The organism is Paenibacillus mobilis (genome assembly GCF_058267595.1).
Genome location: NZ_JBZCMS010000010.1, coordinates 1 through 12,328 on the forward strand (window position 1 = coordinate 1; position 12,328 = coordinate 12,328).

A 12,328-nucleotide genomic window follows, 5' to 3' on the forward strand; every position below is an offset into this window, starting at 1 on the left:
TCGTCCTGAGCCAGGATCAAACTCTCCATAAAAGATGGAAGGTTCCTGCCACCCGAAGGCGGTAGGTTTTCCATTTGAAGTTAAGTTTGTGACTCATTTTGAATCTGACGAGATCGGAGCGAAATTCAAATCCACATGGATTTGAATTTCATCCCCAATGTATCTCATTTATTTCTCACTCGTTGTTCAGTTTTCAAAGATCAAACCAGCGATTTCACTCGCCTTTTATTCTTCACCGCATCTCAGCGGCGACTTTTATAATATATCACATTGCCGTCTAAATGGTCAAGCATTTTTTTGAGAAACTTTCCTGTCCAGAAGGCTAAACTCAAAAATTTAGGCTGCCCATTTTTAGCGGCGAGATATAATGTAACACATGCTTAATAACTAAGTCAACCGATTATTGAATCAATCCGCCCGAATCAAAATTCCTTCCATTTAGACCCCATGATTTAAGCCCAATATAAAATTCCTTGACCGGCAGCCTCCCTAATCTTGCTGCTTGTAGTTTGCTTAACAACCGAACGGCAAACCAGCTTACGCAGAACCATCGGCAGCTCCTCCCTTATCTCCTGCAGTTCTGCTCTATGCATAAGCTCCTGAAGGCTCCAGGGCTCCTTGCGGCTGCGTAGAATGCGAAGAAGCATGACGCAGCTGTCCGTCATTTTCGAGGTTGTCGAAAATTCAAAAGCAAGCAGGGCTAACTGAAGGCGCTGCTCCAGCGTCTCCATGCTGCAGCTCATTTCCGAATATAATTTATAAGAAGGCGTATTTAGCGCATGAAGCTGATCCCAGATCTGCTCTTCCGCGCGGATATTTTTCTCAAGAAGCTCTAAACGACCCAAGTGCTGCAGCCCCCGTACCACCGCTGCATAGGCGTCCAAGAAATGCCCGCTTTGATTTAAAGCTTTAGCTTCATTATAAAATCTCAAGAAACGGGCAAATTCTTTAAGTTTGCGTTTCTCGCGTACCGTTAGTTCAAAATCGATAATTCGTCCTCTCAATTGCTTCAGTTCCTCCCGCTCATCCCAAATAATCTCCCCCTGCAAAAAACAGCTTAGCAGCCAGGGATTCTCTCCGGAAATTACCCATCTCTCCAAATCATCGCTTGTTACATATACCAACTGATAATCAAGCAATCCGAATTGGGCATGCTCCGGGTCAGGTTTCTCTTCAATATCCTTGCATACAATCAAAATCAGAAAATCAAAATCCATCATAATTGCGTCATGGATGCCATTCGCGGATTGGCGAAAACCGACTGCCCCAAAGGTATGTTGACCTATTAACTCCTCGTTAATAAACAATGATTTCACGGTCCCCTCCATTACGGTCCGGCTTCGTATCGCAAAATCGTTAATATAAAAATTCTACAAACCGTGTAAGTTTCCTGCTTTCTTTCAAACAAAACCCCGCAAAGAAGGCGAATGTTTATTCGCCTTCTTGCAGGGTACAGATTAACCGCTATAAAAAAAGAACAACGTCAATTATTTAGAATTCACTTGGCCCAGGACCGTCCAGGCCTCGGCGGAGCCGAAGCTCCGGCTCCAGGAGGCGATCCCGGCCAGGTTCAAGCTTTTTACAAGAGCTACCCGGCGGGACAAGGAGTCCTCATCCTCCAGCCAGATCTTTTTCACAGCTCCGTCTTCTTGGTACTGTACATAGTTTTGACCGGTATCGGACGAAGCTTTGGGAGTTAAACCAAATTGTTTAATGATGCTCTGCGCTTTATTCATGCTGATCGCTTTCGAGCTGACCTTCGTTTTGCCGTCTTTCGTCGTTTCGCTCCAAACGCGCGTATAAAGAGGGACACCCAAAATCAGCTTGGACGGAGGAACCGCATCTTCAGTCAAAATCTTGTCCACGGCCGCTTCCGCCCACGGCAGCGAAGCAACCGATCCCGCGACCGGACTGGCCGCCCAATGCTCGTCATAAGCCATAAGCGCCATGTAGTCGATCAATCCGCTCAAAGCCCGGCGGTCGAGGAACTTCGACCAGAGCTCGCTATCCGATTTGGGCGTAACATCCATCGAAATGATCAGTCCCTGGGCGCGGGCCAGCGGCCTCAGCTCTCTGACGAACTGGGTGACGTTATCGCCGTCCGATGTTTTTACATTTTCAAAATCGAGGTTGATGCCGTCCAGCTTAAACTGCTTGGCATAACCCAATACCTGTTTAATGGCCTGTATTCTCGTTTCAAAAGTGGCAAATGCTTTGGTCGTCAGTTCGGGACTAAAGCTGTTGCTGTACGAACCCCATACCTCCACGCCCCGGCTGTGCGCGCTTGTTACGTAATCCGCATGAGCTTTGCTTGAGACATTGCCTTTGGCGTCCGCAAGCTGGAACCAGGTAGGGCTGACCACATTAACGCCCGGCAGTTTGCTGAGGGTATCCGGACTTGCCGGCACCTCATATACAGCTTCCCAAGTCATATTGATCCGTTTGCCCTGCCACGCCTTCACGGCCGGCAGAACTTCAGGTTCCTGCTTGGGAACGGAATCTTTTTCACCAGTGATGACTAAATTGGAACGGATGAAACCCGTATAACCGCTGTCCGTCTGGGCGTAATCCCATTCCCCTTCGCGGTTCAGAATACGCAGATTCGCTCCCGGCGGCACATCCTGCAGGATCGGTGAATGAATGGAGGCCCCCAGGCGCAGCGGAGAGGTCTTTCCCTTCTTGTCCGGTTTGACTTTAGCGCGCTGTATGCTCTCTCCCGGCAAAAATACCCTGACGGCACCAGAAGGTTTGTCCTCTTCCACCTGAATGCCGTAAGTCTGCTCAAGCAGGCCGGCGGGCACATAAACCACTCCGTTTTGTTCGGAAGGCGCGGTATCCAAGCTCAAGGAGGCATTGTTCAAAGATCCTTTGGTTTTGCCTACTTGTACACGGACCAGCTTGTCCGCCGTTGCCAGAATAACGGACTTCGTGCCTTCCTCATATCTCGCCGCTTCGTCGATTTTGGCCTGAACGACCGGCAGCGGGAGACTGAGAGACGGGCCTGTCCCTGATGCCGAGTATTTTTCCACTTCATCGGAGAAAAAGATCGGCTTCGCCATCCCTTTCCATTCGGGATCGATATGCTTATAGCTGGGAACAAAGAGACGATAAACGATAAAGGCGGATAATAGGAAAACAACCACCAGCCCCAGCTTGCGCCAAGGCTTCTTTCTGCTGGAAAATTGGTTTCTGCGGCTCATTTTGTGCTATAACCTCCGTTATTGACGCTAAACATACTAGCAAACTAGAGTGACTCTTCCAAAAGAACCAAATCTACTAATAGTTTATTCGGGTTATGTTACATGAATGCGTAAATTTTTAATTTATAAACTAGTTTATTTCCGTTACTAGAATTGTAATGCGTTTTAACCCTATAAAAAAGGAAAGACGCGAAGAACTCCCCCGGGAATTCCGCACGTCCTTGTTCACATCCAAAATATACCCTAATCTAAGGTTTTACTAAAATGAATGCTGCGTTCCGCCTAACTCATTTCGCCAGGCATTCCTGGCAAACGCCATACAGCTCAAGCCGATGGCCGTACACCTTAAACCCGGTGGCCCGCTCAGCAGCCTCCTCCACTTCGTGCAGGGAAGGATACATAAAATCTTTAATTTTGCCGCACTGCTGACAAACTACATGATAATGGTCGGAAACATCCGCATCGAACCGACTCGAGCTGTCGCCGTAAGTGAGTTCGCGTACCATTTTGGCTTCTATAAATACTTTAAGATTGTTATATACGGTGGCTACGCTCATGTTGGGAAACTTGGGTGATAGCGCGCGATATATTTCATCTGCCGTGGGATGCTCCATCGACTCCATTAAAAAAGCAAGTATGGCGTGGCGCTGCGGCGTAATGCGGACACCGTTCGTTTTAAGCTGCTCCAAGGCATGCTGCACCTCTGTAGACATGATGTCCACCGCCTTTTAAATAATTTGGAAAGTCAAAATCTGATTAATTTTATTGTACGTTTCCGTTAAATCTTTTGTCAACGCAAAGCCAAAACCCGCCTCAAAATGGAAATTATTCTTGAACCGGCAGCAGATCCGGGACATCGGCGGCCGTTTTGTAAATGAGCACGTTGCTGTTGCCGTCTAGATTCACTTTATATTCCCCCGTCCCCCACGTGCCTTTTATCGTTTTATCCTCGATCGGGAAAGGCAGGTTGGTTTCGATCCCCCCGTATCCACTGGAGCCTTCAAGCGTATAATCCGCCTGGTCGGGCAGCGTAATATCGAGTTCGCCAACCGCGCTGTAAACGTCCCAATCCCCGCCGATGACGTTTGATTGTATAGTGATCATACCGTTCAGGGTTTGAGCCGAAAGCTTTTTAAAAGGATCTTCAACGTTGAGGTCGCCGTTTTTGGTATAGACGTCGATGTCTCCCGTAGTCGTTTTAACGGCAATATTCCCGACCAGCGTGGATAACTTCAAATCCCCCTGGACGGCGTCAGCCGATAAGTTTCCCCCCTGGCTGTCAGCCGTAAGCTTGCCCTGCAGTCCCGAAACGTTAACGTCGCCGTTTAGCGTATCGGCTTCAAATTCGCCGGATAAATTTCTCAGCTCGATTTTGCCGTTACCCGTTTCAAGCAGAGCGTTGTCAGCGGCCAGGTTTTTCACGAGCAGATTCCCGTTGGTTGTATTAACCTTAAGCGTCAATCCGCTGTTAAAAGGAACAATGATGTTCATGTTGACCTTGGGATGCCGTTTGCCCGATGCCCCGTAGCTGGTGTCCTTGACCGTTATGCCCAGCGTTCCGCCTTCGCTGATCTCCACATTGGTTTTATCCGCTACTTCGCCTGCTTCCGCCGGATCGGCCTGATCTACAAACACTTTATATTGCACCTGAAGATCAAAAACAGCTTCCCTGCTGATCGTAATATTCCCGTTTATCCCGTCAATGGATAATTTGCGGGTTTGCGGGTCCAAAGGAACCTCGAGAGCGGGTTTGATCAGGGAATATCCCTTCTCTTCGCTGAATTCCATGCTGGCCGCCGTTAAATCGAGGCTGACTTTCTTCCAGAGCTGCACATAATGATCCTGCTGGGTAATCGCGAATACCGAAACGGTCGCCGCAAGCGTCAGCAGCAAACCTTTTAAATCGAACCGGATCCGCCTCATCGAGCCTTTACGCCGGCTCCTCCTTGTACGGAGAATGTTGAAAATGGCTTCGCAGCCCAGCAAAATAAGCAAAACCGGCCACCATCTCAGCAAAAGAAGCATGGCGTCCCTGTCCAGATAAAGATCCAGAATCAGCAAAACGCCTACACTGCCCGCGAACAACGCAGCCGTTAAACGGCCTGTACGTTTGAATGTTCTTCGGAATTCGAGGACTGCCAGAACTACCCCTACGGCCAGAAACAAAACAGCAACCGTATATCCGCCGTAATCACGGGTAAAGGTGCTTAACCAGGAAGGCATCTGCCTCAACAAAAAGAGGACCACGCCTCCCCCGATCAGCATCGCTCCAAGTCCGAGTCCCCGCCAAAAAGGGTGCGCGGCCGATCGATTCGCCTTTGGCGCATTTCCGGCCCGCCTGGCATTCCAAAAGTCCGTAGACTGAAGGACATTGTATATGCTGTAAAAATAAGCAACAGGAATCAGGACGGCAAGCAGGATCAATAAGGGAACATTAATATGCATCCTTACGGAGGAAAAATAAACAAGGGCGGCAGCATCGATCAAAATAAAATAGATAAGGGCGATCCCTTTTTCAAGCTGCCTCAAATAAAGATGTCCTAGTCCCGGAAAAAGTGCCGTAAGCAGCACCGAGATCCATTTGAGCTTGCGTCTCCTTGACTTGTAGCCGGTGCTTTTGGCGCTGCTGCTTGCATGCTGCTTTGAATCCATTGAAGCTTGCGTATGTGGGTTCCCGCCTTGCGGGAGAGAATGGTCTGTCATGCTGAACTCAACTCCTATACGTGGCCATGCCTTACCGTTATAATACCCGATTTCGCAAAAGTCCGTAACCAAAGGTTCCCGCAGGAGTTCGAAATAGAGTTGTCTCTTCATCAAAAACCAGGGGACTCAAAGGAGCGAGGGTGCGTTTCTTCACCATTCATTCGCTGAACTGATATTTGCGGGACCCTTAAACAAAGCTTTGAATGACCAAAGCAGCAGACATGATGATCCCGCACCACATCGAAGCTTTCAGCGAAGCGCCCATCAGCGGTAAATAAGCCACGGAAGGGTTTTGTACGGCAAGTCCCCGGTACACCCGGTAAAGAGGCAGCACCGAAAACAGCGCCACTACAGCATAAAAAGGAAGTGCGCGAGCGAAGATACAGACCAACAGCAGCACATAAGACATCAGGGTCATCACTCGGGAAAGCACAAGCGCTTTTTGCTCGCCCCATACGACGACCAAGGTCCGTTTGCCTACCTGCCGATCGCTTTGCCAATGCAAAAAATGATGGTTAAACAGCAGCAGCGTCGTCAAAAGCCCGACTGGCAGGGACAGCAATACGGAGCGCAAGCTGAATTCCCCGGTCTGTACGAAATAAGAGCCGGCAACCGGCATGATGCCAAAAGCGAACAAGATCGCCACTTCGCTGTAGCCTTTTCCGCGGTAACCGAACCGAAGCGGCGGCGCCACGTAAAAATAAGCGATAAGCGCCCCAGCCACCACGAAATAGAGCAGCTCCCAACCGCTGAACACGCACAGCAATACGCCGCAGGCCACGGCGAAAGCGAGGAAAAGCCAGGTAAGGGCCGCAAACGTTTTTTCCGACACAATACCGCCCGTCAGCAGCCCCGAGTGGGTGGATACCAAATCCGAGTTCTCCTGGGCCGCCGTATCCGTACCGTTGCGGTAATCCCACAAATCATTAATCATATTGGAAAAGAGATGGGCCGCTCCCGCTCCCAGAAACGCAAGAATAAATAAAACCGGATGAAACTCTTTCTCCCACACATAAGCTGCGGCCGTTCCCAGAACAACCGGAACCAGCATCACGGGAAGTGAGTAAAACCGGGTAGCTTTAAGAAATAACTGCCATTTGCTCATAGCCACCTCAGGTGCCTCCATTCTGATCTGAAATAAAAGAATCACAATATATGATTATACAACATGCCAGAGGGACGGGGACACGGAAAGGTTCTTCAAACTCCCCCAGCTACTGGAAAACCAAACGGAACAAACTGAACGCAACAACTCAAAATCCCCTGCCAAGCGGGTTTTATCTTACAGGAATGCTGGAATGAAAAAAGTGCCCCCGCTGCCGCGGAGACACTTAAAGTTTGCTGTCATGGGTTCAGCTCGCTCTGAGAGCGGCCTCTGAAGCTGGAGTCGAAAATAAAAAGCTAGCTTACGCTTCCTTCAAAGCCTCGACCAGCAATTTGTTGGCAAGGCCAGGGTTGGCTTTGCCTTTGCTTCGTTTCATGACCTGGCCGACCAGGAAGCCGATCGCTTTCTCCTTGCCGGCTTTATAATCGGCTACCGAAGCCGGGTTATCGGCAATGACCTCTTGAACGATCGCCAAAATAGCGCCTTCGTCGCTGATTTGTACCAATCCCTGCTCCTCGACGATCTGCTGCGGCAGCTTACCGCTCTGCAGCATTTCTTTGAAGACGGTTTTGGCGATTTTGGAGCTGATCGTGCCTTTCTCGATCAAGCCGATCATTTCGCCGAGACCTTGACCGGTGAGCTTGACGTCAGTCAGCTCAAGGTTATTGCTGTTCAGGTAGCCGAGCAGGTCGCCCATGATCCAGTTCGATACGGCTTTGGCGTCGGAAGTGAACTGCAGGCTGCTTTCGAACAGATCAGCCAGCAGCTTGGACGAGGTAATAACGCCGGCATCGTAGTCCGGCAGGCCAAGCTCCGAGGTGTAGCGGGCTTTGCGCGCATCCGGCAGCTCCGGAATGGAGGCGCGGATCCGCTCCTTCCACTCGGCGTCGATATGCAGCGTGACCAGGTCCGGGTCCGGGAAATAGCGATAGTCATGCGCTTCTTCTTTGCTGCGCATGGTCAGCGTTTTGCCCTGGGCTTCATCCCAGCGGCGCGTTTCCTGCACGACCTGACCGCCTTCGTCCAGGATTTCGGCCTGGCGGAGCTGTTCGTACTCCAGGCCGCGCTGTACGCCGCGGAAGGAGTTCATGTTTTTCAGCTCGGCTTTGGTGCCGAGTTCCTTCTGTCCGTGCGGGCGAAGGCTGATGTTCGCGTCGCAGCGCAGCGAGCCCTCCTCCATCTTTACGTCGGAGACATCGCAGTATTGCATGATGGCGCGCATCTTTTCCAGATAAGCCCGGGCTTCCTCAGGCGACGAGATATCCGGCTCGGACACGATTTCGACGAGCGGCGTGCCGACGCGGTTAAAGTCGACCAGGGAAGCGTAACCGCCGTCCACGTGGGTCAGTTTACCGGCGTCTTCCTCCAAATGAAGGCGGGTAATGCCGATGCGTTTGGTTTTGCCGTCCACTTCAATGTCGATATACCCGTTCAGGCCGATCGGCTGATCAAACTGGGAAATCTGATAAGCTTTGGGCGAATCGGGATAAAAATAGTTTTTGCGGTCGAATTTGCTGACGTCGCCGATCTCGCAGTTCAGGGCCATAGCCGCTTTCATTGCGTAATCGACGGCCTGGCGGTTCAGTACCGGCAGAACGCCGGGATGTCCGAGGCAGACTGGACAGGTATGGCTGTTGGGCGGCGCGCCGAATTCGGTGGAGCAGCCGCAGAAGATTTTACTCTTCGTGTGCAGCTCTACGTGCACTTCCAGCCCGATGACGGTTTCATATTTGGATGTTGACATAAGAACCTCCTACTTCACTTAAAGCGACGGGCGCCGCTTATGGTGCTCCGTATGAATTTCAAAGGCATGCGCGGTGCGCAGCACGGTGCTTTCGTCAAACGCTTTGCCGATGATTTGCAGGCCGACCGGAAGTCCGTCCGCAAAACCGCAAGGCACGCTCACGGCAGGTACGCCGGCAAGGCTGACGGGAATCGTCAGGATGTCGTTGAGATACATCGTGAGCGGGTCGTCTACCTGGGAGCCGATCGGGAAAGCCGTCGTCGGAGCTGTCGGCCCGATGATGACGTCGTATTTATCAAACGTTTGGTCGAAATCCTGCTTAATCAGCGTACGTACCTTCTGAGCCTTCAAATAATAAGCGTCGTAATAACCGGAACTGAGCGCATAGGTGCCCAGCATAATCCGGCGTTTCACTTCCGGACCGAAGCCCTGGCTTCTGGACTCATGGTACAGTTCCAGCAAATTGCCACTGTCCGCGCGCACGCCGTATCTCACGCCGTCAAAACGCGACAGGTTGGAAGACGCTTCGGAAGAGGCCAGCAAATAATAAGCGGCCACGGCATATTCCGTATGCGGCAAGGAAACTTCTTCCCATACTGCGCCAAGCGATTCCAGCACTTTCAGCGCTTCCAGCACGGATTCCTTGACCTTGGGATCGATGCCTTCCATGTATTCCTTCGGCACCGCAATACGCAGCCCTTTCACATCGCCGCTGAGCGCGCTGACAAAGTCAGGCAGCTCCACGTTCGCGGAGGTGGAATCTTTGGCGTCATAACCGGAGATCGCCTGCAGGACGTAAGCGGCGTCTTCAACGTTTTTAGTGATTGGGCCGATCTGGTCCAGAGAGGACGCAAACGCGACCAGCCCGTAACGGGAAACACGGCCGTATGTAGGCTTAAGTCCGACAACCCCGCAGTAAGAGGCCGGCTGGCGGATGGAACCCCCGGTATCCGAGCCCAGCGAAAAATAAGCTTGTCCGGAAGCGACCGCCGCCGCCGAGCCGCCGCTGCTGCCGCCCGGAACGCGGGACAGATCCCACGGATTGCGCGTTACCTGGAAGCTGGAATTCTCATTGGAGCCGCCCATGGCGAATTCATCCATGTTCAGCTTGCCGACCGTAACGGCGTCAGCCGCCTTCAGCTTGGAAACGACGGTGGCGTCGTAAATCGGATCGTAATTTCTCAGGAATTGGCTCGCGCAGGTGGTGCGCAGGCCTTCGGTCACCATATTATCTTTAATGCCGACCGGCAGTCCGAACAAAAGCCCGCGCGCCTCCCCCTTGGCCAGCTTCTCGTCCAGCTCGGCCGCCTTTTGTCTGGCGCCTTCTTCATTTAAAGTCAGGTAAGCCTGTATACGCTCGTCCCGTTCTTTAATCGCGGAGAAAGCTTCTCCCACAAGGTCGGCGACGGACAGCTCTTTGCCATGAAGCCGGTTATGCAGCTCCTGAAGCCTTAAATCAAATAACGTCAATGCCTTTCCCTCCTAATTGCTTCTAATATCTGATGGCTGCTATTCCAGTACCGCAGGCACTTTAAATTGTCCCTCTTCTTCCTCCGGCGCATTGCGGAACACTTTCTCCGCTGGAAGGCTTTCCTGCACTACGTCGTCCCTCATCACATTGCTAAGATGCAGCACATGGGTGGTCGGTTTTACGTTCTCCGTATCCAATTCGTTTAACTTCTCCGCATATTGTAAAATCGCGTTCAGTTGTTCCGTGAACATTTCCTGTTCTTCATTCGTCAAATTCAGACGGGCCAGCTTGGCGACATGCTGGACGTCTTTTGCCTGAATGGACATAGAGTCCGCCCCTTTCCTTCTTTGGGTAATAAATTCATTCTATCAGACCTTAAGACTGTTTAAAATTATATTGCAGAAAAATCCGCAATTCAATCCTGTAAAGCGAAAGAGCGCCGGACTCCGAAATTTGGAACTGCTCTGATTCCTCGCACAAAAAAAAGCCGGTCAGCGGCATTCTCCGCTGCTCCGGCCTTTACTTTTAAATCCAAGCCCGCAAATTTACCTGTTTGATAAAATCGGCTGTGGACATCGCTTCCTGTGTTGGTTCTTGTGCTTCGGGCTGCTCGGCATCACCGTTCATAATTTGAAAAAAAAGCTTCTCGTTATGAGTGGCCAAGGCGAAATCCAAAAGCGCTTCACGTTCTACCCGATCTACTTCCTGCTTAATCAGCTGCTCCTCGGATTCGATATCCCCCGCTGGAACAAAAAAATTCCGGCCCGCTTTAGGCAAACGGACAACGTAATCAAACGCGTTATCCGGATTACGGTCATAAGCAATGATGTAGCCGTATTCCCCAACAGGAAGATTCTGCTCGAAAGCATCATCGACGATAACAATTCTTTCTCCCAAACGAAGCATCGTCTACCTCCCTGAAACTATGACTTATTTATTTAATCTCTATCCTACTAAAAATAGTAGACCAAGGTCAAGGAAGCCTGCTATCATTTTTTCAGTTTGTGACAAATCCAAAGTATACCGCGATCCCCATAAAGGTTACTTTCGCTGCTTATGCTCGCTAAGCCGCCGGAACCAAGGCTGGTCGATGCCCTGATCACCAAGTCTCACGCGGCTCCAGAAATCGCCGGTTTGATTGGGTTTGTCCGTTCCTCCGCCGGTGCGCTGCTCCGAATTTCTCCGGACGATGGCCCTATCCATGCGTTCCCTCCTTCTCCGAAGCGGTCGCAGCGAACCGTAGAAATCGTGAAACTTTTCCATCCTCAAATCTCCTTTCCTTCTAAATAGTTCCCCGACAAAATAGTTCCCTGAAACAACTCTACTCTATTAGACAAAAAAAGAACGCAAACCGGGAGTAAACTCCAACAGCTTGCGTGCTTCGCAATGTTAACAAATTCAATTAAATACATCCTAACAAAAGACGACAGGCCTGTCTACCCTTTTTTACCGGATTCGTCATTTCGCGCGCCTAAATCTCCCGGACATACGGATTTCGGCTGCGTTCGTGGCCGATGGTCGTTCTCGGGCCGTGGCCGGGATAAACTTTGACATCATCCTCGAAGCGGTATAAGGTGCCGCGAATCGAGTCGAACAGATCCCTTTCGCGTCCGCCCGGCAGGTCGGTTCTTCCCACCCCTTCGCGGAACAGCACGTCCCCGGAAAATAAATGCTTGCCGCATAAAAAGCTAACGCTGCCCGGCGAATGCCCCGGCGTATGGTACACCTTAAACGTCTCTCCAAGCAAGGTCAAGGTCTGCCCCTGATCCAAATCGAATTCGGCCGGCTCCGTAACAACAGGGGCCGTCACATCGGGCCACATCAGGGAGCCGTTCAGCTTCGGCGAAGAAAGCCATTCGGCTTCCAGGGGATGAAGGTAAACCGGGCACCCTTTCAGTTTGCGGATTTCGTCGACGCCGGCGATATGGTCGAAGTGGGCATGCGTCAGTAAAATCGCCTCGACCTCCAGCTGCTCGATCCGCCGGATCAACGCCGCAGGATTAGAGCCCGGATCGATGATGACGACTTTCCCCTCCTCTTCGTTCTGCAGGAGATAAGCATTGGTTTGCAGGGCCCCAAGCGCAAAGGAGTCGATCTTCAACATC

At 51.1% G+C, this 12,328-nt stretch carries 11 protein-coding genes; all 11 read right to left on the bottom strand.

From position 1 onward, the window contains the following. Positions 1–452: 452 nt before the first annotated feature. The 11 genes from AC3ZPD_RS17425 to AC3ZPD_RS17475 all read right to left on the bottom strand — a co-directional run bounded on the left by AC3ZPD_RS17425 (position 453) and on the right by AC3ZPD_RS17475 (position 12,327). Positions 453–1,316: a nucleotidyltransferase-like protein gene (locus AC3ZPD_RS17425; protein ID WP_490985555.1), complete on the bottom strand. Its 864-nt coding sequence runs from the start codon at positions 1,314–1,316 to the stop codon at positions 453–455. Positions 1,317–1,487: 171 nt separating this feature from the next. After that, on the bottom strand, positions 1,488–3,200 hold the full coding sequence (locus AC3ZPD_RS17430; RefSeq protein ID WP_490985556.1) for a glycosyl hydrolase family 18 protein: 1,713 nt from the start codon (positions 3,198–3,200) through the stop codon (positions 1,488–1,490). A 287-nt stretch (positions 3,201–3,487) separates the two neighbouring features. Next, complete coding sequence (gene perR, locus AC3ZPD_RS17435; RefSeq protein WP_490985557.1) at positions 3,488–3,913, bottom strand: peroxide-responsive transcriptional repressor PerR; 426 nt, start codon at positions 3,911–3,913, stop codon at positions 3,488–3,490. 112 nt (positions 3,914–4,025) lie between these two features. After that, complete coding sequence (locus tag AC3ZPD_RS17440) at positions 4,026–5,903, bottom strand: DUF4097 family beta strand repeat-containing protein (protein ID WP_490985558.1); 1,878 nt, start codon at positions 5,901–5,903, stop codon at positions 4,026–4,028. A 187-nt stretch (positions 5,904–6,090) separates the two neighbouring features. Next, on the bottom strand, positions 6,091–7,008 hold the full coding sequence (locus AC3ZPD_RS17445) for a prenyltransferase (RefSeq protein ID WP_490985689.1): 918 nt from the start codon (positions 7,006–7,008) through the stop codon (positions 6,091–6,093). Positions 7,009–7,309: 301 nt separating this feature from the next. Beyond that, a complete protein-coding gene (gene gatB, locus AC3ZPD_RS17450; RefSeq protein ID WP_490985559.1) occupies positions 7,310–8,752 on the bottom strand; it encodes an Asp-tRNA(Asn)/Glu-tRNA(Gln) amidotransferase subunit GatB in 1,443 nt (480 codons plus the stop codon). Between the two features lie 18 nt (positions 8,753–8,770). Next, entirely contained in the window at positions 8,771–10,222 is a 1,452-nt protein-coding gene (gene gatA, locus AC3ZPD_RS17455; protein WP_490985560.1) for an Asp-tRNA(Asn)/Glu-tRNA(Gln) amidotransferase subunit GatA, read from the bottom strand. Positions 10,223–10,261: 39 nt separating this feature from the next. After that, positions 10,262–10,549, bottom strand: coding sequence for an Asp-tRNA(Asn)/Glu-tRNA(Gln) amidotransferase subunit GatC (gene gatC / locus AC3ZPD_RS17460; protein ID WP_490985561.1), 288 nt, complete (start codon positions 10,547–10,549; stop codon positions 10,262–10,264). A 199-nt stretch (positions 10,550–10,748) separates the two neighbouring features. Beyond that, the gene (locus AC3ZPD_RS17465) at positions 10,749–11,129 is read right to left on the bottom strand and encodes an ATPase (RefSeq protein ID WP_490985562.1); all 381 of its coding nucleotides are present in this window, start codon (positions 11,127–11,129) and stop codon (positions 10,749–10,751) included. A gap of 135 nt (positions 11,130–11,264) precedes the next feature. After that, entirely contained in the window at positions 11,265–11,486 is a 222-nt protein-coding gene (locus AC3ZPD_RS17470; protein WP_490985563.1) for a hypothetical protein, read from the bottom strand. Between the two features lie 208 nt (positions 11,487–11,694). After that, positions 11,695–12,327, bottom strand: coding sequence for an MBL fold metallo-hydrolase (locus tag AC3ZPD_RS17475; RefSeq protein WP_490985564.1), 633 nt, complete (start codon positions 12,325–12,327; stop codon positions 11,695–11,697). Position 12,328: the final 1 nt, after the last annotated feature.